This window comes from Paracoccus sp. R12_2 (assembly GCF_017744015.1).
Classification (GTDB): domain Bacteria; phylum Pseudomonadota; class Alphaproteobacteria; order Rhodobacterales; family Rhodobacteraceae; genus Paracoccus.
In genome coordinates this window covers 160,978-185,142 of sequence record NZ_JAGHRA010000001.1, presented here as the reverse complement: position 1 = coordinate 185,142, position 24,165 = coordinate 160,978, and the positions used below count along the sequence as shown (strand labels likewise).

25 protein-coding genes are annotated in these 24,165 nt (G+C 64.3%); 13 read left to right on the top strand and 12 right to left on the bottom strand.

Annotated elements, in window-relative coordinates:
• Positions 1-125 precede the first annotated feature (125 nt).
• Positions 126-662: a CAP domain-containing protein gene (locus J7359_RS00880; protein ID WP_247740090.1), complete on the top strand. Its 537-nt coding sequence runs from the start codon at positions 126-128 to the stop codon at positions 660-662.
• A 5-nt stretch (positions 663-667) separates the two neighbouring features.
• Here J7359_RS00880 and J7359_RS00875 read toward each other — a convergent pair whose 3' ends face one another.
• Positions 668-2,482: an ABC transporter transmembrane domain-containing protein gene (locus J7359_RS00875; RefSeq protein ID WP_209054641.1), complete on the bottom strand. Its 1,815-nt coding sequence runs from the start codon at positions 2,480-2,482 to the stop codon at positions 668-670.
• Between the two features lie 72 nt (positions 2,483-2,554).
• Positions 2,555-3,190 carry a 5'-methylthioadenosine/S-adenosylhomocysteine nucleosidase gene (locus J7359_RS00870; protein ID WP_209054640.1) on the bottom strand — a complete coding sequence of 212 codons (636 nt, stop codon included), beginning with the start codon at positions 3,188-3,190 and terminating at the stop codon, positions 2,555-2,557.
• A gap of 109 nt (positions 3,191-3,299) precedes the next feature.
• Between J7359_RS00870 and zapE the strand changes: the two genes are divergently transcribed.
• Positions 3,300-4,433, top strand: a complete 1,134-nt coding sequence (zapE, locus tag J7359_RS00865; RefSeq protein ID WP_209054639.1) for a cell division protein ZapE — start codon at positions 3,300-3,302, stop codon at positions 4,431-4,433.
• Between the two features lie 4 nt (positions 4,434-4,437).
• Here zapE and J7359_RS00860 read toward each other — a convergent pair whose 3' ends face one another.
• From J7359_RS00860 to accD, 3 genes are all read right to left on the bottom strand, one after another.
• The gene (locus J7359_RS00860) at positions 4,438-5,355 is read right to left on the bottom strand and encodes a Hint domain-containing protein (protein ID WP_209054638.1); all 918 of its coding nucleotides are present in this window, start codon (positions 5,353-5,355) and stop codon (positions 4,438-4,440) included.
• Positions 5,356-5,497: 142 nt separating this feature from the next.
• Positions 5,498-6,769 carry a folylpolyglutamate synthase/dihydrofolate synthase family protein gene (locus tag J7359_RS00855; RefSeq protein WP_209054969.1) on the bottom strand — a complete coding sequence of 424 codons (1,272 nt, stop codon included), beginning with the start codon at positions 6,767-6,769 and terminating at the stop codon, positions 5,498-5,500.
• A 59-nt stretch (positions 6,770-6,828) separates the two neighbouring features.
• A complete protein-coding gene (gene accD, locus J7359_RS00850) occupies positions 6,829-7,791 on the bottom strand; it encodes an acetyl-CoA carboxylase, carboxyltransferase subunit beta (RefSeq protein ID WP_209054637.1) in 963 nt (320 codons plus the stop codon).
• 88 nt (positions 7,792-7,879) lie between these two features.
• Here accD and cls point away from each other — a divergent pair, with 88 nt between their 5' ends.
• Positions 7,880-9,307 (top strand): cardiolipin synthase, encoded by a 1,428-nt coding sequence (gene cls, locus J7359_RS00845; protein ID WP_209054636.1) that lies wholly within the window; start codon positions 7,880-7,882, stop codon positions 9,305-9,307.
• On the opposite strand, the gene J7359_RS00840 is transcribed toward cls, so the two are convergent.
• Positions 9,302-9,763, bottom strand: a complete 462-nt coding sequence (locus tag J7359_RS00840; RefSeq protein WP_209054635.1) for an Lrp/AsnC family transcriptional regulator — start codon at positions 9,761-9,763, stop codon at positions 9,302-9,304. The two genes, cls and J7359_RS00840, sit on opposite strands and share 6 nt — an antisense overlap.
• A gap of 119 nt (positions 9,764-9,882) precedes the next feature.
• Here J7359_RS00840 and phhA point away from each other — a divergent pair, with 119 nt between their 5' ends.
• From phhA to J7359_RS00800, 8 genes are all read left to right on the top strand, one after another.
• Positions 9,883-10,674, top strand: a complete 792-nt coding sequence (gene phhA / locus J7359_RS00835) for a phenylalanine 4-monooxygenase (protein WP_209054634.1) — start codon at positions 9,883-9,885, stop codon at positions 10,672-10,674.
• A 10-nt stretch (positions 10,675-10,684) separates the two neighbouring features.
• Positions 10,685-11,023, top strand: a complete 339-nt coding sequence (locus tag J7359_RS00830; protein WP_209054633.1) for a 4a-hydroxytetrahydrobiopterin dehydratase — start codon at positions 10,685-10,687, stop codon at positions 11,021-11,023.
• A 62-nt stretch (positions 11,024-11,085) separates the two neighbouring features.
• Positions 11,086-12,819 carry a dihydroxy-acid dehydratase gene (ilvD, locus tag J7359_RS00825; RefSeq protein WP_209054632.1) on the top strand — a complete coding sequence of 578 codons (1,734 nt, stop codon included), beginning with the start codon at positions 11,086-11,088 and terminating at the stop codon, positions 12,817-12,819.
• A 6-nt stretch (positions 12,820-12,825) separates the two neighbouring features.
• Positions 12,826-13,611: a DUF6478 family protein gene (locus tag J7359_RS00820; protein WP_209054631.1), complete on the top strand. Its 786-nt coding sequence runs from the start codon at positions 12,826-12,828 to the stop codon at positions 13,609-13,611.
• 8 nt (positions 13,612-13,619) lie between these two features.
• The gene (locus tag J7359_RS00815) at positions 13,620-14,009 is read left to right on the top strand and encodes a hypothetical protein (protein WP_209054630.1); all 390 of its coding nucleotides are present in this window, start codon (positions 13,620-13,622) and stop codon (positions 14,007-14,009) included.
• A 105-nt stretch (positions 14,010-14,114) separates the two neighbouring features.
• Positions 14,115-15,215: a carboxynorspermidine decarboxylase gene (locus J7359_RS00810; protein ID WP_209054629.1), complete on the top strand. Its 1,101-nt coding sequence runs from the start codon at positions 14,115-14,117 to the stop codon at positions 15,213-15,215.
• Between the two features lie 34 nt (positions 15,216-15,249).
• Positions 15,250-16,476, top strand: coding sequence for a saccharopine dehydrogenase family protein (locus tag J7359_RS00805; protein WP_209054628.1), 1,227 nt, complete (start codon positions 15,250-15,252; stop codon positions 16,474-16,476).
• A gap of 126 nt (positions 16,477-16,602) precedes the next feature.
• Entirely contained in the window at positions 16,603-17,847 is a 1,245-nt protein-coding gene (locus J7359_RS00800) for an AI-2E family transporter (protein ID WP_209054627.1), read from the top strand.
• A 61-nt stretch (positions 17,848-17,908) separates the two neighbouring features.
• Here the strand turns inward: J7359_RS00800 and yghU are convergent, their stop codons facing one another.
• The gene (yghU, locus tag J7359_RS00795) at positions 17,909-18,772 is read right to left on the bottom strand and encodes a glutathione-dependent disulfide-bond oxidoreductase (RefSeq protein ID WP_209054626.1); all 864 of its coding nucleotides are present in this window, start codon (positions 18,770-18,772) and stop codon (positions 17,909-17,911) included.
• Between the two features lie 154 nt (positions 18,773-18,926).
• Between yghU and J7359_RS00790 the strand changes: the two genes are divergently transcribed.
• Entirely contained in the window at positions 18,927-20,006 is a 1,080-nt protein-coding gene (locus tag J7359_RS00790) for a PA0069 family radical SAM protein (RefSeq protein WP_209054968.1), read from the top strand.
• Here the strand turns inward: J7359_RS00790 and J7359_RS00785 are convergent.
• From J7359_RS00785 to rpsF, 5 genes are all read right to left on the bottom strand, one after another.
• The gene (locus tag J7359_RS00785; protein ID WP_209054625.1) at positions 20,003-20,368 is read right to left on the bottom strand and encodes a DUF983 domain-containing protein; all 366 of its coding nucleotides are present in this window, start codon (positions 20,366-20,368) and stop codon (positions 20,003-20,005) included. The genes J7359_RS00790 and J7359_RS00785 overlap by 4 nt on opposite strands.
• Positions 20,369-20,459: 91 nt before the next feature.
• The gene (gene bmt / locus J7359_RS00780) at positions 20,460-21,461 is read right to left on the bottom strand and encodes a betaine--homocysteine S-methyltransferase (RefSeq protein ID WP_209054624.1); all 1,002 of its coding nucleotides are present in this window, start codon (positions 21,459-21,461) and stop codon (positions 20,460-20,462) included.
• Between the two features lie 224 nt (positions 21,462-21,685).
• Positions 21,686-22,282 carry a 50S ribosomal protein L9 gene (rplI, locus tag J7359_RS00775; protein ID WP_209054623.1) on the bottom strand — a complete coding sequence of 199 codons (597 nt, stop codon included), beginning with the start codon at positions 22,280-22,282 and terminating at the stop codon, positions 21,686-21,688.
• 12 nt (positions 22,283-22,294) lie between these two features.
• A complete protein-coding gene (gene rpsR / locus J7359_RS00770) occupies positions 22,295-22,522 on the bottom strand; it encodes a 30S ribosomal protein S18 (protein ID WP_085867363.1) in 228 nt (75 codons plus the stop codon).
• 13 nt (positions 22,523-22,535) lie between these two features.
• Positions 22,536-22,898: a 30S ribosomal protein S6 gene (rpsF, locus tag J7359_RS00765; protein ID WP_209054622.1), complete on the bottom strand. Its 363-nt coding sequence runs from the start codon at positions 22,896-22,898 to the stop codon at positions 22,536-22,538.
• 270 nt (positions 22,899-23,168) lie between these two features.
• Here rpsF and J7359_RS00760 point away from each other — a divergent pair, with 270 nt between their 5' ends.
• Entirely contained in the window at positions 23,169-24,143 is a 975-nt protein-coding gene (locus J7359_RS00760) for an SLAC1 anion channel family protein (protein ID WP_209054621.1), read from the top strand.
• Positions 24,144-24,165 lie beyond the last annotated feature (22 nt).

Here is a 24,165-nt window from a genome sequence, read left to right as displayed (position 1 = left end):
GCGTCTGGTCAAGACGCCTCGCGGCAAGGGATCGCCGATCACTAAAGTGTTTCGCAACCTTAGGTTGCCGCATCGGGGTGGCGATCCTAGTCTTGCCCGCAGGCCGGGTTGTTCGGATGGAAAATATGGTTGATTGGAAACGCTTCGCAGCACCGATGCTGGCTTGTGCGGCACTGGCCGCCTGTGGTGACAGCACGCAGGTTGCCCAACCGCGCGAGCCGGGTGACGTGCAGGCGTCTGCGCCCGGCAAGGCGACCTGCGTCGCGACGTCCGCCGCACAGAACGCCGCCGGCGCGCGAGCGACGAACGCCGCGCGAACGCGCAGCGGTCTTGCCCCGGTCCGGTCGAACATGCTGCTGGCCGACGTGGCCGCGCAGCATGCCTGCGACATGGCAAAGCGCGGGGTGATGACGCATCGCGGCAGCAAGACATCCGGTCCCGGCCCGCGCGTCAAGGCCCGTGGCTACGCGCCGCGCCTGACGGCTGAGAATATTGCCGCCGGGCCCTTCGACCTGCCCCGCGTCCTGTCCGAATGGAATGCCTCGCAAGGGCATCTGGACAATATCAACATTCCGCAGGTGCGCGATTACGGGATCGGTCAGGCCATCGGTTCGGATGGCCGGACGCGATACTGGTCGGCGATCTATGCCGCGCCGAAATAAGGACGTTACCCCGCGACCGCCGTCGCGGCGGGACGGTCCAGTTCGGTGCCGTCGGTGAACTGCATCCTCGCCAGCCTTGCGTAAAGCCCACCTTCGGCCACCAGATCGTCGTGACTGCCCTGTGCGATGATGCGGCCGTGATCCAGAACCACGATCCGGTCCGCCTTCTTCACCGTCGCCAGCCGGTGCGCGATGACGATTGTCGTGCGCCCCTCGGACAGGCGATTGACGGCGGCTTGCACCAGCGCCTCGGATTCCGCGTCCAGCGCGCTGGTGGCCTCGTCCAGCAGCAGCACGGGCGCGTCGCGCAGGATCGCGCGGGCGATGGCGATACGCTGGCGCTGCCCACCAGACAGCATCACGCCCCGTTCGCCCAGCTTTGTGTCATAACCCTGCGGCAATGCGACGATGAAATCATGGGCGTGGGCAGCGCGCGCGGCGGCCTCGACTTCGGATTCCGGGGCGTCAGGGCGGCCAAGACGGATATTCTCGCGTGCCGAGGTGGCGAAGATCACCGGATCCTGCGGCACCAGCGCCAGCGCCTTGCGGAAATCGTCGCGGCGCATGTCGCGCAGATCGATCCCGTCCAGCGTGACCTGGCCGGTGCCGGGATCCCAGAACCGTTGGATCAACTGGATCACGGTCGTCTTGCCTGCGCCTGACGGACCGACAAGGGCAACCGTCTCGCCCGGACGGATGGTCAGGTCCACACTTTCCAGCGCCGAGGCATCGGGTCGTGTCGGATAATGAAAGCTGACGTTCTGAAGCGCGATTTCGCCGCGCACCGGTCGGGGCAGGGCGACCGGATCGGCCGGGTCGCTGAGTGCGTCGCGCGCGGTCAGCAGTTCGGCCAGACGTTCGGTGGCGCCAGCGGCACGTTGCAACTCGCCCCAGATTTCCGACAACGCCCCGGTCGATCCGGCGACAAGGATCGCATAGATGACGAACTGGACCAGCTGGCCAGCCGTCATCACGCCTTCGCGCACGTCCCGCGCGCCGATCCACAGCACGCCGATCACCCCGGCGAAGATCAGGAAGATCACGATCGCGGTCATCAGCGCCCGCGTGCCGATCCGGGTCAGCGCGACATCGTAGGATTGTTCGGTGACATGGTCGAACTGTGCGATGCTGCGCGCTTCGTGGGTATAGGCCTGCACGGTCTGCGCCGACAGAAGGTTTTCGGACGCCGCGCCGGACGAGGTCGCGATCCAGTCCTGATTGGCACGCGACAGCATCCGCAGGCGGCGGCCCAGCACGATGATCGGCACCAGGATCGCGGGCACGATCAGCACGACCAGTCCCATCAGCTTCAGCGAGGTGAAGGCCAGCATCGCCATCCCCCCGGCAAGGATCAGCATGTTGCGCAGCGCGATCGACAGCGACGATCCGATGACCGACTGGATCAGGGTCGTGTCGGTCGTGATGCGCGACAGGATCTCGCCGGTCATCACGCGCTCGAAAAAGCCGGGGCTGAGCGTGATGACGCGGGCGAAGACCGCCTTGCGAATGTCTGCGACCACGCGTTCACCCAGCCGCGTCACGAAATAGTATCTGGCCGCTGTGCCAAGCGCCAGCAATGCGACGATGGCCAGGGCGGCGCCGAAATACTTGTCCAGCAGGCCTGCGCCGTCGTCGAAATTATCCACCACCCGGCGCACGGCCAGAGGCAGGATCAGGCTGATCCCCGAAGTGACGATCAGCGCAGCCAGCGCCAGGACGACCTGAATGCGATAGGGCCGGACAAAGGGCCACAACGCCCGCAGCGCCCCGACCTTCTTGCTGGTGGGCCTGTCTTCAAGGGTGCGCGTTCCGCGTGCCATATCTGCCTGTTCTTGAATGTCTCCCCGGCCAAGGTTTAGGCGCTGGGGCGTGGAAGGACAAGGCGCGGACCGTTACGGGGTCAGCCGCCCGTCGCGCAGCGCGTTCGCCAGCGCGTCCACGGCCCGCGCCAGTCTTTCGTCGATAACGTGCAGATATTCTGTCCAGTCCGACAATTCGCGCAACTCGGCAACCCCGTCCGAGATGCCGCGCAATCCGATCAGCGGGATGCCGAAGTGCTGGGCCGCGCGCAGATGGGAAAATGTTTCCATATCTACCATCTCCTCGTCGATGCCGGCATAGGCGCTGCCACTGACGATGTTCGCCCCGGTGGACAGGCTGGCGGTTGGCAGGTCCGGGATTCGGTGGGGCAGTTCGATCCGGGCCGGAAGGTCCAGGAACGGCGTCCGGCCGCGTTCAAACCCCAGTGCCGATGCGTCCATGTCGCGATAGGCGACGGCGCCGACCTGATAGATCTCGGCCTGCGCCAGCCGGTTCGATCCCGCCGATCCCAGAGACACGATCAGTTCTGGCAGTTCCGGCATCCCTGCCAGCGCTGCGGTCAACTGGACCGCGGCTTCGACCGGGCCGACGCCGGTGATCAGCGGCGTGATGCGGGCGCGCAACGCTGGGCCGTATTCGGGTTCGGCGGCCATCACGAACAGGATCGGGATTCCGGCGATGGTCTGGGGGCGGGGCGGTTCCTGCATGGCGCATCCTGTCTTGTGATGCGCGCAGGTGACAACGGCTTGGGGCAACGGTCAAGCTGATGCGATGCCATCTTGCGGCGGGCTTGGCGCCTGTGGCACTTCGCTGAGGATGGGCAAGGTCAGCGAACTTTACAATCAGCGCGTTTCCGAGGGGCGGATCCAGTCAGACGTGGCGCAAGAGGCCGTCCTGCCGGATCTGGACCGGGTTTTGGATGACCTGGCGGCCGCGCCCGATGCGGCACCGGAAAAGCCACGTTCCGCATGGCGGGCGTTCCTTGGGGTTGGCAACACGGTGCCCGCCAGCCCGAAGCCCGGCGCACAGGGGCTGTATCTGTGGGGTGGCGTCGGGCGTGGCAAGTCGATGCTGATGGACCTGATGGCCGAGGCGGCACCTGATCGCGCGCGCACAAGACGGGTTCATTTCCACGAATTCATGCAAGAGATCCAGTCCGGGTTGGAGGCCGCGCGCAAGCGGCATGAACAGGACGCGGTAAAGCCCGTGGCGATGGAGGTCGCCCGGCAGGTCCGGCTGCTGTGCTTCGACGAGATGCAGATCACGGACATCGCCGATGCGATGATCGTGGGCCGCTTGTTTCAGGTCCTGTTCGATCAGGGCGTCGTCGTCGTCGTCACCTCGAACCGGAAGCCCGAGGATCTGTACAAGCATGGGCTGAACAGACAGCTTTTCCTGCCGTTCATCGACCTGATCCGCCAGCGGATGCAGACCGTCTGCCTGGACAGCGAGACCGACCACAGGCAGGGACGCGTGGGCGGTGGACAGGTCTGGTTCACCCCCGCCGATGCCGAGGCGCGCACGGCGATGGATGCGATCTGGGACGATCTGACATCCGGCGCCGCGCCCGAGCCGCATCAGGTCGCGGTCCGCGGACGGCAGGTGGAACTGCCCGCCTTCGCGAACGGTGTTGGCCGATCCGGGTTCTGGGAACTGTGCGGGCGTCCGCTGGGACCGGCCGACTACCTTGCGCTGGCGCGAGAGGTTCATGTGCTGATGATCGATGGCATTCCGCGCCTGTCGATGTCGAACTATAACGAGGCGAAGCGCTTCGTGACCCTGATCGACGCGATCTACGAGGCGAAGGTGCGGCTGATCGCCAGTGCGGCGGACGAACCCGAGCAGCTTTACAACGAAGGCGAAGGAAGCTTCGAGTTCGAACGCACAGCCAGCCGTCTGCGCGAAATGCAGGACGCCGGTTGGGGGACGCAGCCGCCCGATCAGGGCTGAAGATTCACTCCGCGATGAACGCTGCCCGGATGCGCGCGTAATCGCGGTGCTTGATGAACGGACGTGCCGGACTCATCGGATTGTCGCCTTCGGCAATGCAGGGAAAGCAGGCGATCAGGCTAAGTCGCTGCGTCACGGACAGGGCCCGCACGGCCATCCTGCCGGTGTAGAACGATTCCATCGGCGACCCTTCGGCAACGACCACCTCGTGATCGGCGAAGGCAATGTGGACAAGCTGAAAATCACCTTCCGACGGACGCAACGCGACACCGGGAGTGCCCGCCATCATCAGATGCCGGGCCGAGATCAGATATTCGGTGCCTTCGGCGTCGGTCACTAGAACCCGATGCTGCGGCGAGACATCGACATCGCGCCGCGGCAGCCCGTCCCCAAGCGCGCCCGCCTCGATCCGCACTGGACGCTTGTTGGGCGCAAGATCAAGATGGCCGGGGGTGACGCGTGTCGCATGGGTCCAGACCAGAGGCAGTGCGCCGTGGTCGCGCGTCAGGACCATGTCGCCCGGTCGCAGCGTTTCGACCGGCACTTCGCCGGAGGGGGTTTCGATCATCGTGCCGGCGAGAAAACAGACATTCAGTGCCGCGACGGTGGGCCGGTCGTTTGACAACCGGGTATTTTCGATCAGTGCCGACACACTGTCGCCGCCACGAAGGGGTGTTGACGTGTAAAGCGTTCCGGTGCGGCTGCTGTCCCGACTTTCCGTATCACCGTCCCACAGGCTGACCGGACCGATGTCGCCAGGGATCTGGCCGCTCAGGTTGCCCGTTTGGCTTTGCCATTCCGTGCTGTTGATGATGTCATCGTGGTTCAGGTCATTGAACGTCAGCGCGATGCGGGTCGAATCCGCAGATGCGACACCTTCTGATACCGGGGTCTGGAACAGCGTAATTGAAACGGCTGGCATGGCGGGGCACTCGAATAACCACCGGTCAAAATATCTACAAAGATGAATTCCTCCTAGTCGGTAGTATTTCCCATACGAAGCATATTTTGCGGTTCGAAGAGGTTACCTGACCAAAAAGACAACGCAAGGTTGCGGGCGGTCGTCAGCCGTTGTCGCGCAGGATCCTGCCGGCAAGATACAGCGATCCGCAAATCAGGATCCGGGCGCGTGGCGTCTTGCCAACGATCAGCCGGATTGCCTCGTCGGCGCCTGATGCGGTCATGGCATCCATCCCGGCGGCATCCGCCGCGCGTGCCGTCTGGGTCGCGGGCAGGGTGTTGGGTTCGCCGGGAATGTCGATTGCGGTCAGGCTGTCGGCATGGGGGGCCAAGGCGCGCAGATAGCCATCGATGTCCTTGGTGTTCAGCATCCCGCAGACCAGATGGGTCGGACGCGTCGGCAGGTCGGCCAGTGTCGCCGCAAGCGCCTGCCCGCCCGCCGGGTTATGGCCACCATCAAGCCACAGTTCGGCCTCGTCCCCTGCGGTATCGACCAGGGGTCCGCGGACAAGGCGCTGCATCCGCGCGGGCCAGTCTGCGCGGGTGACGGCGGCGCGGGCCTGCGCGTGGCTGGCACCCAGCTGCCGCAGCGCGGCCAGCGCGACCCCCGCATTCTGGATCTGGTGTGCGCCAATCAGTCCGGGCCGTGGCAGATCCCAAAGACCGTGGTCATCCTGATAGATCATCCCGTCCCGGTCGGGTGCGGCCATCCAGTGCTGGCCAAAGGCGAAGATCGGTGAAGTCAGCCCGGAGGCCCGCGCCTCGATCACGCGCAGCGCGTCGTCCTGTTGCGGTCCGACCACACATGTCACACGGGGTTTGATGATGCCTGCCTTTTCAGCGGCGATCAGCGGCAGCGTCTCGCCCAGATATTGCGTGTGATCGATGCTGACCGGCGTGATGACGGTCAGTTCTGGCGTATCGATCACGTTGGTTGCGTCCAGCCGGCCGCCAAGTCCGACTTCAAGCAGGGTGTAATCCGCAGGCGTGCGGGAGAACGCCAGAAACGCCGCCGCTGTCGTGATCTCGAAGAAGGTGATCGGCTGGCCGTCATTTGCCGCCTCGCATTCCTCCAGCGCGGCGGCCAGGTCGGGTTCGGCGATCAGATCGCCTGCGACGCGGATGCGTTCGTGGAAACGGGCCAGATGGGGCGAGGTATAGGCATGAACACGGGCGCCGCCAGCCTCCAGCCCGGCCCGGATCATCGCCTGGGTGCTGCCCTTGCCGTTGGTGCCCGCAATATGAATGACCGGCGGAATCCGATGCTGCGGATTGCCAAGCGCCTCAAGGATACGGTGCATCCGGTCCAGCGACAGGTCGATCACCTTGGGGTGCAACGACATGAGGCGGTCAAGGATGGCGTCGGAATGGCTCATCTGCGAATAGCCGGGGGCCAGCCCCGGACCTCCGGGATAATTGGACAAGTGAGACGCCGTCAGGAGGATTTCGGTGCCTTGGCCGGCGCGGGCTCGGGGGCGGCCGGGTCGGGCGTCGCCTCGATCGCCGGGGCGGTGGGCGTCGGCGCGGGCAGATCAGCCTTTGTCGGCGCGGGCATCCGGCCCATCATGCGCAGGATCGATACCAGTTCGTCGCGCAGCTTGGTGCGGTGGGTCACCCGGTCCAGCATGCCGTGTTCCAGCAGGTATTCGGCACGCTGGAATCCCTCGGGCAGTTTTTCGCGGATGGTCTGTTCGATCACGCGCGGTCCGGCAAAGCAGATCAGCGCATTCGGTTCGGCGATCTGGATGTCGCCCAGCATGGCATAGGACGCGGTCACCCCGCCTGTCGTCGGGTGGGTCAGCACGACGATATAGGGCAGACCAGCCTCGCGCAGCATCTCGACGGCGACGGTGGTGCGCGGCATCTGCATCAGGCTGAGAATGCCCTCTTGCATCCGTGCGCCGCCGGCGGCCGAGAACAGGACCAGGGGACGTTTCAGTTTTGTGGCGCGCTCTGCCGCGGCGATGATGGCGTTTCCGACATACATGCCCATCGAGCCGCCCATGAAGCCGAAATCCTGCGCGGCGGCCACGATCGGGGTGCGCCCGATCTCGCCTTCGGCGACCAGCATCGCCTCTTTCTCGCCGGTGGATTTCTGCGCGGCGCGCATCCGGTCGGGATATTTCTTCTGATCGCGGAACTGCAGCGGGTCGGCGACAGGATCGGGCACCTTGACCTCGACGAAGGCGCCACCATCGAACAGCGCGGCAAAACGGTCGCGCGGGGTGATCGCCAGGTGGTGATCGCAATTGGTGCAGACGTTCAGATTGTCGGAAAGTTCCCGGTGGAACAGCATCGTGCCGCATTCTGGGCATTTCGTCCACAAGTTCTCGGGCACTTCGCGGCGCGAGAACAACGAGTTGATGCGCGGGCGGACATAGTTCGTGATCCAGTTCATCGCGGGTGTCCCTGACTGTGTCAGGCCCCCAGATAGGCCGCGCCGGGGGGAATTGCAATTGTCGCGGCGGGCAGGAATGATGCCGGACATGTGGGCATCCTTCCTGATCCTTTTGCATACGACGCTGACGCTGGGGTTCATCGCACGGGTGCTGATCCGGCCGGGACTGGACCCGTCCGTGCGGCTGGCCTGGATCATGGTGATCGAGGCGGTGCCGCTGGCCGGGATCGTCGCCTACCTGCTGTTCGGAGAGGTTCGCATGAACCAGGCCGAGGTGCAGCGGATGGCCGATGTGCGTGACCGGCTGACCGGGCTGCGCACGCCCAGTCCCGACGTTCTTGCCGACCCACCCAATTTCGCGCGGCCGGTGGTCGCGGCAAACGCGGCGGTCGGTGGCATGGACGCGCTGCAAGGCAACCGTATCCGGCTACTGGCGGAAAGCGACGATGCGGTGGACAGCCTGGTCCAGGCGATCGACCAGGCCCGGGATCATGTTCACATCCTTTTCTACATCTGGCTGCCCGATCACAGCGGCGCAAAAGTGGCAGAGGCTGTCGAACGGGCGGCGCGTCGCGGTGTCGCCTGCCGTGTGATCGTCGATGCGCTTGGATCGCGCGGATTGGTGCGGTCGGCCTATTGGCGGCAGTTGCAGGACGCCGGGGTGGAATGCGTCACCGCCTTTCCCTGGGGGCTGCCGTTCATCAGCGTGCTGTTCCGCAGGCTTGATCTGCGCAATCACCGCAAGATCCTGGTCGTGGACAACCGCATCGCGTTCACGGGCAGCCGGAACTGCGCCGACATGGCATTCGCGATCAAGCCACGCTTCGCGCCCTGGGTCGATGTGCTGTTTTCTGTCGAGGGTCCGGCGGTCCGGCAGTTGCAGTCGGTCTTTCTGGGCGACTGGATGAGTTACACGGGCCGCGATCTGGGCGACATGCTGCAACTGGTCGATGGCGTGGACGAGCCGGGCGTTTCAGCGCAGATCGTGGCGACGGGGCCGGACCGGCGGGCGGGCAGCGTGTCGGACTGTCTGTCCGGCATGCTGCATGCGGCGCGGCATCGTGTGGTCATTACCACGCCCTATTACGTCCCTGACGCGGCACTGGACGCCGCGATCCGCGCGGCGGCGCGACGCGGTGTCGAGGTGACGATGATCCTGCCCGCGCGCAACGATTCCTTCGTGGTCGGCGCGACCAGCGAGGGATTCTACTACGGGCTTCTGGCGGCCGGCGTGCGGCTGCAGCTGTTCCAGCCGGGCCTGCTGCATGCCAAGATCATGACCGTGGACGGGCGCATGGCCATGGTCGGCAGCGCCAATCTGGACCGCCGCAGCTTCGAGCTGAACTACGAGGTCAACATGGCGCTGTTCGACAAGGCGCTGATCGCCCGGATCGACGCGCGGCAGGCCAGCTATGTGGACCGCGCCCGCGAACTGACGCTGGACGAGGTGCGCAACTGGAGTGTGCTGCGGCGGCTGAGAAACAACCTGCTGGCCTTGGCTTCACCGCTGCTATAGCGGCATCGCGGTCGTGTATTTCGTCTGGCGCAGCACGAAATTCGTCACCGTTCCGCGCACGATGCCCAGGGCCAGCAGGCGGCGCATGATGAAATCCTCCAGGCCCTCCGGATCGGGCGCGATGATCTTCATGTGGTAATCCGAGGTGCCGGTGATGGTGGCGCATTCGATGATCTGGTCTTCGGTCTGCACGAAACGATCGAACCGGGCCAGCGATTGTTCGGTGTGATCCAGCAATGAGACCTGCACATAGGCCATCGCGTGCAGGCCCGCCTGCGCCGGATCGATCAGTGCCACCTGTCGCCGGATCATGCCGCTTTCGATCATCCGGCGCACCCGACGCCATGCGGGTGAAGCGGACAGCCCCGCCTTTTCGGCAAGCGCCTGCGTGGAAAGTGTGCTGTCCCGTTGCAGCAAGCGCAGAATACGCCGGTCCGTGTCGTCAAGTTCGGGCATGTTTTTGCCAGATGCGTTCATTTTGCGAAGAATCCTGCCGACCGAATGACGATATTGCGCGTCTTCGGCAAGATTTTCCAGTGTATCGCGGTAAAATTGGGCTCAAGGAGGATGAGAACATGCCCAAATCGACCGAATACGAGGCCAAGACACCCGACGCTGACGGTTTCATTGCCTATGACGCCCAGGAGGACATGGTCTGGCATGACCTGATCACCCGCCAATTGCCCGCAGTGCGGCAACACATGGCGCGTCCCTATCTGCGCGGGCTGGATCTGCTGGACATGCCCATCGATCGCGTGCCGCAATGTCCTGACATCTCTGCCCGGCTTGGAGATCTGACGGGATGGCGGGTCGAGCCGGTGCCCGCGCTGATCGGCTTTGGCAAGTTCTTCGGCATGCTGGCCAACCGCACTTTTCCCGCCGCCAGCTTCATCCGCAAGCGCAAGCATTTCGACTATATCGAAGAGCCTGACATCTTTCACGAGATCTTCGGCCACACGCCCCTGCTGACCGATCCCGCTTTCGCCGCGTTCAGCCAGGCCATCGGCGAGGCCGGGACGCGCTGCGACAAGGCCGATTTCAGCTGGCTGATCCGGCTTTACTGGTTTTCCATCGAGTTCGGGTTGATGCACGAAGACGGTCAGTTGAAGGCACTGGGGTCGGGCCTGGCAAGTTCGGTCACCGAATTGCCGTGGTCGCTGTCGGATCAGGCCGAACATCGGCCTTTCGATGTCATCGACATCCTGCGCACGCCCTACCGGATCGACATTCATCAGCCGGTCTATTTCGTGATCGACAATCTGGACGACTTGTTTGCGGCGGCAAAGCGCGATCTGCTGGAGGATATTCGGCAGGCGCGGTCGCTGGGGCTGCATGACCCCAAGTATCCGCCCAAGGACGCCGCTTAAGGAGGAAGACATGACCACCTGTGATCTGGCCGACAAGACCTGCGAGCCCTGCAGGGGTGGGGTCGCGCCCTATGGCGCCGACGAGGCCGCGAAGATGATGGACCAGCTTGACGGCTGGCAGCTTTCCGATGACGCGACCTCGATCAGTCGCCGGTTCGATTTCAAGGGGTTTCTGAAGGCCGTCGAGATGGCCAATCTGGCCGCGTGGCTGGGCAACAAGCAGGGCCATCACCCCGACATCGCCTTCGGCTTCGGCTATTGCCACGTCACGTTCACCACGCACGAGGCAGGCGGGTTGACCGAAAACGACTTCATCTGCGCGGCCAGGCTGGACGCACTGGTCGCCTGACTGCTTGTTCCTCGGGATGGCGCGGTTTATCCCAAGGGTATCGCAGCCACCGGGGGGACAAGATGAAGAACGCTCGTTTCGACAAATCCAGGCTTCCCAGCCGCCATGTCACCGAGGGGCCGGCCCGTGCGCCGCATCGTAGCTATTTCTACGCGATGGGGGTTTCCGAAGAGGAAATCCACAGCCCATGGGTCGGTGTCGCAACCTGCTGGAACGAGGCCGCGCCCTGCAACATCGCCCTGAACCGCCAGGCCCAGTCGGTCAAGCAGGGCGTCAAGAAGGGCGGCGGCTGTCCGCGCGAGTTCACCACCATCACCGTGACCGACGGCATCGCCATGGGACACGAGGGGATGCGGTCAAGCCTTGCCAGCCGTGACGCGATCGCCGACACGGTCGAACTGACCATGCGCGGGCATTGCTATGACGCGCTGGTGGGGCTGGCAGGCTGCGACAAGTCACTGCCCGGCATGATGATGGCGATGGTGCGGCTGAACGTGCCGTCGGTCTTCATCTATGGCGGGTCCATCCTGCCCGGCAAGCTGAACGGGCGCGACGTCGTCGTGCAGGACGTGTTCGAGGCCGTGGGCCAGCATCAGGCCGGCAACATGACGGATGCCGAACTGGACATTCTGGAACGCGTCGCCTGTCCCAGTGCCGGGGCCTGCGGCGGGCAATATACCGCCAACACGATGGCCTGTGTCAGCGAAGCGATCGGGCTGGCGCTGCCCAATTCGTCGGGGGCGCCGGCGCCCTACGAATCCCGCGATCAGTACGGCATGGCCTCGGGCGAGGCGGTGATGCGGCTGATCGAGAAGAACATCCGCGCGCGCGACGTGGTGACGCGCAAATCGCTGGAAAACGCCGCCCGCGTCGTGGCCTGCACGGGCGGGTCGACCAATGGCGGGCTGCACCTTCCGGCCATCGCGCACGAGGCGGGGATCGATTTCGACTTGTTCGATGTCTGCGACATCTTCCGGGATACGCCCTATTTTGTGAACCTGCGGCCGGGCGGCGAATATGTTGCCAAGGATCTGTACGAAGCCGGTGGCGTGCCGGTCGTGATGCGCGAACTGCGCCGGGCTGGGCTGATCCACGAGGACTGCATCACCGCGACCGGCCGGACCATCGGCGAGGAACTGGACCTGGTCGATCGCGAGGTGGACGGCAAGGTGATCCATCCGGTCGCCACGCCGCTGTCGCAGACCGGCGGCGTCGTCGGGCTGAAGGGCAATCTGGCGCCTGACGGCGCAATCGTGAAGGTCGCCGGGATGAAGGCCGAGGATCAGGTCTTTGCCGGCCCGGCGCGGGTTTTCGAAAGCGAGGAAGAGGCCTTTGCCGCCGTCCAGCGCCGCGAGTATCGCGAGGGCGATGTGATCGTCATTCGCAATGAAGGCCCGGCAGGCGGCCCCGGCATGCGAGAGATGCTGGCCACCACCGCTGCGCTGTCGGGGCAGGGCATGGGCAAGAAGGTCGCGCTGATCACCGATGGCCGCTTTTCGGGCGCAACCCGCGGTTTCTGCGTCGGCCATGTCGGACCCGAAGCCGCGCATGGCGGCCCGATCGCGCTGCTGAAGACCGGCGACGTCATCACGATAGACGCGGTCAGGGGCGAGATCAGCGTGGACCTGTCCGAGCAACAGCTTGCCGCGCGCAAGGCCGAATGGGCGGGACCGCGCAAGACCGATTATGCGTCGGGCGCGTTGTGGAAATACGCGCAGCTTGTCGGCGGTGCCCGGTGGGGCGCGGTGACCCATCCCGGTGCTGCGAAGGAAACGCATATCTACATGGATCAGTGACGCAGGATGGCAGGGCGATCCCAGAACTGGCTGTCGCGGCAGATCCGTGAAAGGGCCGCGCGGCAATGGGCGGCGCAGGCCGCCGCGCTTGGCAAAAGCAACCGTGTCCCGCCGCCCGAGATCCGCGACGAGGCTGCGGAACTGCATCGATCCCTGACACGGTTTCTGCAGTTGTCGGATGCGCGCCTGCCCCGCGGGGGCAGCGACGCCTATCTGATCGACCTGCCGCCGGGCACAGACTGGCACTGGTGCCCCATGATGCTGCGCGGCCGGATCATGCCCGACACCCTGTCCGCCCCGAAAGACGGCCAGATGCTGGGGGATGATGTCACGCTGTTTCACGACTGCCGCCATCGGGCGCTGATCCTGTGTCAGCGCCGCAATCGCCGCGCAACCGACCTGTCGCCCTATTCCCTGACCTTGGAGATGCTGGGTTTCTCGGGCAGCTATCTTGCCCTGTCACTTGCCATACCGCCCGAATTCCGGGACCGGTTCAGCCGGAATCATGTCGTTCGGCTGGACATCAAGCTGCATTCGGAAAGGGCGATCAAGATCTATGGTCGGCTGAATATCGCACAGGGGCCGAACACGGAAACCATCCTGCGCCAGCTTGGCCATCCCATCGAAGGCCGCGACTGCGCGCGCGAGGCGGAATTCGATCTGGGATATGCGGATCTGTCGCAGCGCCCGGTGGACAAGGTCTGGCTGGACCTGCTGTTCGAGGCGCCCTACATGAATGCCGTCACGCTGAGCGATGCGGTCCTGTCGCGTCATCCAAGGGCAGAGATATAAGGACGATCATGCCGGTTTTCGACAATCACGGGATCAGGGGTGGCGTCTGGACCGGGCAGCTGCGCGGCATGCCGCGCCCCGCGCGGGTCTGCGTGACCTGTATGGGCGAAGTCATCGCCGAAGCCGCTTTGGCCGACGATGCCGACGGCGTTCATCAGGTCAGGGTGGACCTGCCTGGGTCGCTGATCTCGGACGGGGTGGTGACGTTGGTGCTGGTGGCCGATCAGGGTGGGTCCGGTGATCCGGTTGGTGCCGACGCGATCCATCTGCACCACCAGACACTGGTCACCGGCAAGCCGTTGGATCAGGATCTGATGGCCGAACTTTCGGCCTTGCGCGCCGAGATGGAGCTTCTGAAGCGGGAGTTCAGGCGTTTCGTCCTTGATGCGCGGGGCTGACCGCCCGACGTCATGCGTCCGTTACCGTTTCTTGCGAAAAGCGGTCGGCGTCGCTATATCGACCCCCTCGCCCTTGTGTCCACCGTCCTCGCACCAAGGAACCGCATGACCCACCCGCAAACGCCTTGCTATCTGATCGACAAATCCCTGTTGCGCGGCAACATGGAAAAAGTCGCCCGACTGCGCGAACGATCAGGTGCCAAGGCCCTGCTGGCGCTGAAATGTTTCGCGACATGGTCGGTCTTCGATTTCATGCGGGACTACATGGACGGCACCACGTCGTCGTCGTTGTTCGAATTGCGGCTTGGGCACGAGGAATTCGGCAAGGAAACCCACGGCTATTCGGTCGCCTGGGCAGATCACGAGATCGACGAGGCGGTTTCCTATGCCGACAAGATCATCTTCAACAGCCTGGGCCAGCTTGATCGCTTTGGCGACAAGGCGGCCGGCATCACGCGCGGGTTGCGCCTGAATCCCCGCTTTTCGACCAGCGGGTTCGATCTGGCAGACCCGGCGCGACCCTTCAGCAGACTGGGAGAATGGGACATCGCGCGGCTGGACGCGGCGATGGACAGGATCAGCGGCGTGATGATCCACTATAATTGCGAGAATGGTGATTTCGATCTGTTCGACCATCAGTTGACAAGGATCGAGACCGAGTTCGGGGACATCCTGCAAAAGCTGGACTGGGTCAGCCTTGGTGGCGGCATCCATTTCACCGGCGAGGGATATCCGCTGGACAGGTTGGCAGACCGTCTGGCGGCCTTCAGCCAGAAGCACGGTGTTCAGGTCTATCTTGAACCCGGCGAGGCCAGCATCACGAAATCCACGACGCTGCAGGTCAGCGTGCTGGACCTGATCGATAACGGCAAGCAGGTCGCCATCGTGGATAGCAGCATCGAGGCACATATGCTGGACCTGCTGATCTATCGCGAAACCGCAAAGCTACCGCAGGACGGCAGCCAGGAATACCAGATCGCCGGCAAGACCTGCCTTGCGGGCGACATCTTCGGTGATGCACGTTTCGCCCAGCCCCTGCGGATCGGCGATCGTATCAGCATCGCGGATGCGGCGGGCTATACGATGGTGAAGAAGAACTGGTTCAATGGCGTCGCCATGCCCAGCATCGCCATCCGCGAAGAGGATGGCAGCATCCGGACCGTTCGCAGTTTCTCGTATGACGACTACAAATCCAGCCTGTCCTAAGGCGCCCATCTTTCCCCTGTGAAAGGAGTCAGAATTGGCCAAGAAGAATATCCTGATCATCGGCGCGGGTGGCGTCGCGCAAGTGTCCGCGCACAAGGTCGCGCAATGGGCGGACGAATTCGGCGATTTGCATATCGCCAACCGCACCAAGGCAAAGGCCGATGCGATCATCGACAGCCTTCGCGAAAAGGGACACAAGATGCCCTTCACCAGCCACGCGCTGGACGCGATGGACCCGGCTGCCGTCGAGGCGCTGATCGGGAAGACGGATGCGAAGATCGTCATCAACGTGGGCACCGCCTTCATCAACATGAGCGTGCTGGAAGGATGCATTCGCGCCGGCGCCGCCTATATCGACACCGCGATCCACGAAGATCCCGCCAAGGTCTGCGAGACCCCGCCTTGGTATGCAAACTATGAATGGAAACGTCGCGATGACGTCGCCAAGGCCGGCATCACCGCGATTCTGGGTGCGGGCTTTGATCCGGGCGTGGTGAACGCCTATGCCCGCCTTGCCGAAGACGAGTATTTCGACAAGATCGATTCGGTGGACATCGTGGACATCAATGCCGGCAGCCACGGCCGCTGGTTCGCCACCAATTTCGACCCCGAGATCAATTTCCGAGAGTTCACCGGCACGGTCTATTCGTGGCAGGGCGGCGAATGGCGCGAGAACAGGATGTTCGAGATCGGTCGCGAATGGGATCTGCCCGTCGTCGGCAAGCGCACCGCCTATCTGTCGGGCCATGACGAGGTGCACAGCCTGTCGGCACGCTACAAGGATGCGGATGTTCGGTTCTGGATGGGATTCGGCGATCACTACATCAACGTCTTCACGGTTCTGCAGAATCTGGGCCTGCTGTCCGAACATCCGGTCAAGACCGCCGAAGGGCAGGAAGTCGTGCCGCTGAAGGTCGTCAAGGCCGTGCTGCCGGATCCGGCCAGCCTTGCGCCCGACTATACCGGCAAGACCTGCATCGGCGATCTGGTCAAGGGCAGTCTGAGCGGCAAGGAAGGCGAGGTCTTCGTCTATAACGTCGCCGATCACAAGGACGCCTATACCGAGGTCGGCAGCCAGGGGATCAGCTTTACCGCCGGGGTGCCGCCGGTTGCAGCAGCCATCCTGATCGCGCGGGGCACCTGGGACGTCAAGAAGATGGTCAATGTCGAGGATCTTCCGGCGCGGCCTTTCCTTGAGCTTCTGGGCGAAATGGGCCTGCCCACCCGCGTCATCGACGCGACCGGCGACCATCCTCTGTAGGATCGCCGCCTCCGCGCGATTGACAATCAGCAAGTCTTGGGGGCGAACCGGAACGATCGGTTCGCCCGTTGCGTTTCTGCGCAGCGTCTGTTCGCGATCTTCGCCGGGCGCCTATGGGGGGACATCATGGCCGGTCGGGACGGGCACATTTTTCCGCGCTTTGGCGGCGGGCAGGGCGTAAGCAGCAGTCGAATCGCCAATTGGGCCGTAATCGGCATCTTTCTGATCCTTGCCTTCGCTGCCATCGCCGCCGGGCGGGATTTCCTGATGCCTGTCACCATGGCGGTCCTGCTTTTCTTCGTGTTCACGCCGCTGCGCCGGTTCGCGCGGCGTCGCGGCATCCCCGATGCGCTGACCGCCGCGCTGGTCACGCTGACCATCCTGACGCTGGTGGCGGCGCTGGCCTATGCCGCCAGCGGCCCGATCAACCGCGCGTCCCAGCACATCCCGACGATCAGTATCCAGCTAGAGCAGAAGTTTCAGCGGGTCCGCGAGTCGATGCAGGATTTCCGACAGGCCGCCCAGAAGATCGACGAGGCCCAGACCGTCGAAGACGAGGAGGCCAACGAAGACGCGACGATCAAGGTCGAGGAGGACGGAGATTCCACCTTCGAGACGGTGGTCAAGCTGACCCCCCAGCTTCTGGCGCAGGTCGTCTTCACCCTGATCCTGATGTTCTTCATGATTGCTTCGGGGGATCTTCTGTATCTGAAGATCGTGCAAAGCTTCGACAGCATGCGGGAAAAGCGCAGCGCCTATCTGGCCCTGCGCGAGATCGAGGATTCGCTTGGCAGCTATCTGGGTGCGATCACCGTCATCAACGCGTGCCTGGGTCTCAGCATCGGATTGGCGATGTGGGCATGGGGAATGCCGGGGGCGCTGCTGTTCGGGCTTGGTGCGTTCGTGCTGAACTTCATCCCGTATCTGGGCGCGATCGCGGGGGTGGGGATCGCCGCGATCGTGGCGCTGGTCGTGATGGAGGGGCTGTTCTGGCCGGCCATGGTCGCGGGAACATATCTGATGCTGACCTCGCTTGAAGGGCAGCTTATCACGCCCTATTTCGTGTCGCGCCGCCTGCAGATGAACACGGTGGTGGTGTTTCTTGCCGTGGCGCTGTGGGCGTGGCTGTGGTCGGTCCTTGGCATGGTGATCGCGGTGCCGGTTCTGGTGGTCCTGCGGGTGCTGGCCGAACATGTACCGGGGTGGGAGAAGTTCGGAAACTTCCTTGCCGGAGACGAGCCACCGTCGATCGAGGACGATGAAGAGGAAGACGCCCGCGAGATCGTCGAACGGGGCGCAGGGGCCGAGGACGAGGCCTCGGCCCGCGCGGCGACCGCGGACCTGATGGGGCCGGGCAGCCGCGACGGCTGAGCCTGTTGCGCGGTTCGGCGGCGCGCGATGTTCCGATCCCGTGCCGCCGCGACGGGGCGCGTTACCCTTGCAACTTGTCCTGGGTGCGGGTGTCAAAGTCCGACGCGTCGTGGCGCTCGTGCAGCTGGCTGGCGGGATCGCCTGATGTGCTGTTCACCATGATGCCGCGACGGACTGCCGGACGGGTCGCGATCTCGGACTGCCACCGCGCGACGTTGCGATAGCTTGCGCCGTCGATGAAGGTCGCGGCATCACCATACACGCCGCCCTTCACCATGCGGCCATACCACGGCCAGATCGCCATATCCGCGATGGAATAGCTGTCGCCCGCCATGAACTGATGGTCGGCAAGGTGTCGGTCCAGCACGTCAAGCTGCCGCTTGACCTCCATCGTGAAGCGGTCGATGGCGTATTCGATCTTGACCGGCGCATAGTGATAGAAATGTCCGAACCCGCCGCCCAGATAGGGCGCGGCGCCCATCTGCCAGAACAGCCAGTTCAGGGTCTCGGTCCGCGCCACGGGATCGTGCGGCAGGAATGCATCGAATTTTTCGGCCAGATACAGCAGGATCGAACCGGATTCGAAAACCCGCCGGGGCGGGTTGGCGGAATGATCCATCAGCGCCGGGATCTTGGAGTTCGGGTTCGCTTCGACAAACCCGCTGCCGAACTGATCGCCATCGCCGATGCGGATCAGCCACGCGTCATACTCTGCCGGCTTGCCGATCGCCAGCAGTTCTTCAAGCATGATCGTGACCTTCTGGCCGTTCGGCGTGGCCAGGGAATACAACTGCAGCGGATGCTTGCCGACCGGCAGTTCGCGGTCATGGGTCGGGCCTGCGACGGGGCGGTTGATGCTGGCGAACTCGCCGCCGTTCTTGGTCTCCCATGTCCAGACCTTCGGCGGAATATAGGTGTCGTTCATGTCCTGTCCTGTGTTCCTGTTCGACGTGTTCCTGGGAAACATGTGCGGGGCGCGCGCGGGTTTCAACATGTGCAAGCCGCAGATCCCCTGTGCGTCCATGCACCAGCGTCGCGAATCGATGGTATTTGTTCCTGATACGTTCTATGTTGGCGTCATGTTGCCGCCCCGTGATCCCGACCAGACCCTGAAAGCCCGTGGCGCCGATACGCGCCCCGAGGGTCGGTTCGAGACGCATCGCCGGGTGCGCGAAGCCGATGGCTGGGACATTCCCGAAGACAGCACGCTGTTGCGCACCGAGGTGGTCTCGGAAACACCGCGCAGCATCATCACGCGCAACACATCGCCTGATATTTCCTTCGACCGCTCGATCAACCCCTATCGCGGCTGCGAACATGGCTGCATCTATTGCTATGCGCGGCCAAGCCACGCCTATCTGGGACTGTCGCCCGGCCTTGATTTCGAGACGAGGATCACCGCCAAGCCCGATGCCGCGCGGCTTTTGGAACGCGAACTGGCGCGGCCGTCCTACAAGCCGGCGCCGATCGCATTGGGCACGAATACCGACCCCTACCAGCCGGTTGAATCGCGGCTGGCGATCATGCCGGGCATCCTGCGGGTGCTGCGCGACTGGAATCATCCCGCGACTCTGGTGACGCGCGGTCAGACGGTGCTGCGCGATCTGGACCTGTGGGCCGAACTGGCGGCCAGGGATCAGGCGGCGGTGGGCATCAGCGTCACCACGCTGGATGCCGAGCTTGCGCGCGCGCTGGAACCGCGCGCTCCGACGCCGCAGACACGGCTGCGGATGATCCGCGAGCTTTCGCGCGCTGGCGTGCCGGTGCGGGTGATGGTCGCGCCCGTGATCCCGGTGCTGACCGAACCCGAGATCGAGCGTATCCTGACCGCCGCGCACGAAGCCGGCGCAACCACCGCCAGCATGATCCCGCTGCGCCTGCCCCACGAGGTCGCGCCGCTGTTCAGGGACTGGCTGGAACGCCACCGTCCCGGCATGGCCGCGCATGTGATGAACCGGGTCCAGGCGATGCGTGGCGGCCGGGACAACGATCCACGCTTCGGCAGCCGTTTCCGCGGCGAGGGCATCGAGGCGGAACTGGCCCAGAAACGATTCCGGCTGGCGCGAAAGCGGCTGGGATACCGTGACGGCTTCGCGCCGCTGGATTGTTCGCGCTTCGGACCGCCGCCCCGGTCCGGCGATCAGTTGTCGCTGTTCTAGGCGCCGCGATCCTGTTCGTTCTTGGCCCAGAGGTAGCCGATGAAGGCGCCCTTCACGAGGCGCAGCAGGATCAGGGTCAGGACCGTGGTGACAAGCCCGGTGATCAGCAGCAGCATCGTCGGGCTGGGGCGGAACAGAACCCATGTGAACCCGATCAGTGGGATCAGCAGCAACAGCATGATGGTCATCGCGAAGAAGGCGGGACCGTCCGCGGCGGGATAGCGGCCGACGGGCGCGTGACATGTTCCGCATTCCGCAGGCACCGTCAGATACCCTTGCAGCAGCTTGTTCTTGCCGCAGTTCGGGCAACGGTTCAACAGTCCCCGCATGATCGCCGTCTTGCCGTCGCGTGTCTCGGTCATCGGTCCGTCCCGTGTGTCTGAGGAAGATGCCCCATGGCTAGGGGCGCCAGTTGGCAGTTGGAATGCGGCGGACTGACACGGGTGCGTGGCATCAGGGTCTGCTGCGGCCGCTTGTCGTCCCGCCTCGATCGGCGCCGTCGCTGCCCGAGCTGAAACCGCCAAGGCGGTCGGCGATCATTTCCAGTGTGGGACGATCGCCGCGTGGACGGGTTTCCAGCGCCTCGCGCATCGCGCGCAGATGCCGTGGCATGGTGCCGCAACATCCGCCGATGATCCTGACACCCAGATCGCGGGCCAGGCAGGCATAATCGGCCATCAGTTCGGGCGTCCCGTCATACTGGACGTGACCGGCCTCGAAATGCGGGATCCCGGCATTGGCCTTGGCCACCAGCGGGCGTTCATTGCCGGACGCCAGCAGCCCCGTGACGGTCCGCAACAGGTCCGACGCGCCCAGACCGCAATTGGCCCCGAAGGCGATTGGCGGATTGGGCAGTTTTTCGACCAGCGCGGCAAGCTGCGCCGGGGCGACACCCATCATGGTGCGCCCGGCGGTGTCGAAGCTCATCGTGCCGCACCAAGGCATGTCCACCAGAAACGCGGCCTCGGCGGCGGCGCGGAATTCCTCGACCGCGCTGATCGTCTCGACCCACAGCAGGTCTGCCCCGCCCTGCTTCAGCGCCTCGGCCTGCTGATGAAACATCTCGACCGCGGCATTGTGGCTGAGGGCGCCCATGGGGGCCATGATCTCGCCCGTGGGGCCCATGCTGCCCGCGACCAGAGGCTTGCGTGGTGCCGTGTCTGCAACCTCGCGTGCCAGTTCCGCGGCGGCGCGGTTCAGTTCCGCCACGCGGCCCTGCGCGCCGTGCAGCCGCAGACGGCTGGCATTGCCGCCGAAGCTGTTGGTCAGAAACAGGTCGGCGCCCGCGTCCACCGCGCCGCGATACAGGGTCCGGACGGCATCGGGGCGGTCGATATTCCACATTTCCGCAGGCTCGCCCGCCGCAAGCCCCATGTTGAACAGCGAGGTCCCCGTTGCGCCATCGGCCAGCAGCAAGTCGCGTTCGGCAAGAAGGCGGGTCAGGGCGTCGTGCATCGTGATCCTCGGGCGGTTCGCTTGCAGGTTGCGGGGGCTGTCTCACAGCACGGCAATCGCGTCAAATCCTATCATCGCCGCCGCCGAGGATGCTGCTTCAACATGCAGGGGAAAGACCTGCGGGGCCGGTTCTGCCGGCAGGAGACTTGATCCTGGTGGCTCAAATGGAAACCGCGCCGGCAAGGGCCGGCGCGGTTCCAGAACTTTCGGCATGTTTGCCGGGATCAGCCGCGATCGTCGGCCGGGGCGCCATCGTCGTCCGAGGACGCGCCACCGATATCGTCGAACAGTTCCGAGATCTCGAACTCGGCTTCCGCATCAGCTTCGGCCGCCAGATCCTGGATCGACTTGCCCTGCGCCTGCAGTTCAGCCTCTTCGTTGGACCGTGCGATGTTCAGCGTGATTTCGGCCTCGACCTCGGGGTGCAGGACCACGGTGACCGTGTGCAGACCCAGTTCCTTGATCGGGTTGCCCAGCACGATCTGCTTGCGCTCGATCGTGAAGCCGGACTCGGTGGCGGTATCGGCCACGTCGCGGGTGGTCACAGAACCGTAAAGGGCACCGGAATCAGACGCCGAACGGATGATGACGAAGTTTTCGCCGTCAAGTTTCTGCGCGACCTTCTCGGCCTCGGCCTTGGATTCCGCGTTGCGGGCTTCCAGTTGCACCTTGCGGTCCTCGAATGCCGCGATATTCGCGTCCGAGGCGCGCAGTGCCTTGCCTTGAGGCAGCAGGAAGTTGCGGGCATAGCCCTCTTTCACCTTCACCACTTCGCCCATCTGGCCCAGCTTGGAAACACGTTCCAGCAGGATGACTTGCATGTTCTGTCCTCCTTACTTCACGGCATAGGGCAGCAGGGCGAGGAAGCGGGCGCGCTTGATGGCGCGGGCCAGCTCACGCTGCTTCTTGGCCGAGACGGCGGTGATGCGCGACGGCACGATCTTGCCGCGTTCGGAAATGTAACGCTGCAGCAGACGCGTGTCCTTGTAGTCGATCTTCGGCGCATTCTCGCCCGAGAACGGGCAGACCTTGCGACGACGGAAGAACGGTTTGTTCGCCATGGTTCAGATCTCCTCAGTTCCGGTCGCGGCGTTCGCGGCGGTCGCCACGTTCTTCGCGCTTCTGCATCTGCACGGAAGGGCCTTCCTGATGCTCGTCGACCTTGATGGTCATCACGCGCATCACGTCGTCATGCAGCCGTGCCAGACGCTCCATCTCCTGGACGGCGTCCGACGGGGCGTCGGTGCGCAGGAAGGCGTAGTGGCCCTTGCGGTTCTTGTTGATCTTGTAGGCGAGGGTGCGGACACCCCAGTATTCGTTGTCCACGACCTTGCCGCCGTTATCGGCGAGAACGGTCGAGAAATGTTCGATCAGCCCTTCGGCCTGCGTGTTAGACAGGTCCTGACGGGCGATCAGCACATGCTCGTACAGAGGCATGGCGATCCTTTCATCATCGGGCGCACTTCATAGGCGGGATCAGACCTTCCGCACCCGCCACGAGAGGTTGCGCGATTTGCAAAATCTCGGCGGAAGGATGTGGCCTTATAGCGGCAAATGCTGCGGTTGCAAGGTGATTCGGGGGTGCGACCTGCCGGGTGCGACCTTTGATTCCGGCCATTCCGGGCGGCATCGGATTGAATGTACATGCAGAAAAAGCGATATCTGGTCCCGCACCGGCACCGTTGCCCCTGCCGAAGGACAAAACCGATGGCCGCATCAATTCCCGGACAGGCCGCCACGCCGGATGACTGGCTGGCGCATTTCCCGATCACCTTCTTCGCCACGACGATGGGGCTGGGCGGGCTGGCGCTGGGTTTGCGGGCGGGCTTTGGCGTGCAGTCCGCGATGTTTCTTACAGCGCTGGGGCTGACCGCGCTGGTCTTCGCCGGGGTGTCGATCCTGTATCTGGCCAAGCTGGTGCTGCGCCCCGCCAGCGTCGCGGCCGAATGGCAGCATCCGGTCCGGTTGGCGTTCTTTCCCACGATGACGATCTCGCTGCTGATCCTTGCCACTGCCGCGCTGCCGGTGCTGCCGTGGCTGTCGCAGGCGATGTGGGTCGTGGGCATGTTGGGGCAGGGGGTGCTGACGCTGGCCGTGATCTCGGGCTGGATCGGGGCGCGCAGCTTTCAGCATGGCCATATCTCGCCGGCGTGGTTCATCCCGGCGGTGGGCAACGTGATCGTGCCGGTCGCGGGCGCGCAGATCGGCTGGACCGAGACCAGCTGGCTGTTCTTCTCGGCCGGGATGATCTTCTGGATCATGCTGCTGACACTGGTGTTCAACCGGCTGATCTTTCACGATCCGCTGCCGGGCCGGTTGCAGCCGACGCTGGTCATCCTGATCGCGCCGCCCGCGCTGGCCTATATCGCCTGGGTTCATCTGACCGGCGGCGGCGATGCCTTCGCGCAGATCCTGCTGAGCCTTGGTTATGTGTTTGCCGCGCTGGTCGCCACGCAGTTGCCGCGGATCCTGCGGCTGCCTTTCGCGCTGTCGTTCTGGGCGCTGAGCTTTCCGGTCGCGGCGCTGTCGGTGGCCAGCCTGCTGCACGCCGAAACCGTGTCGTCCGGGATGCACCGCGATATCGGGATGGCGTTGCTGGGGGTATTGGTCGCGATCATCGCGGCGCTTCTGTGGCGCACCGCGCGCGCCATCGCGGCGGGCGAGGTCTGTCGGCCGGACTAGCCTTTATGATGCGTGGCCAAGG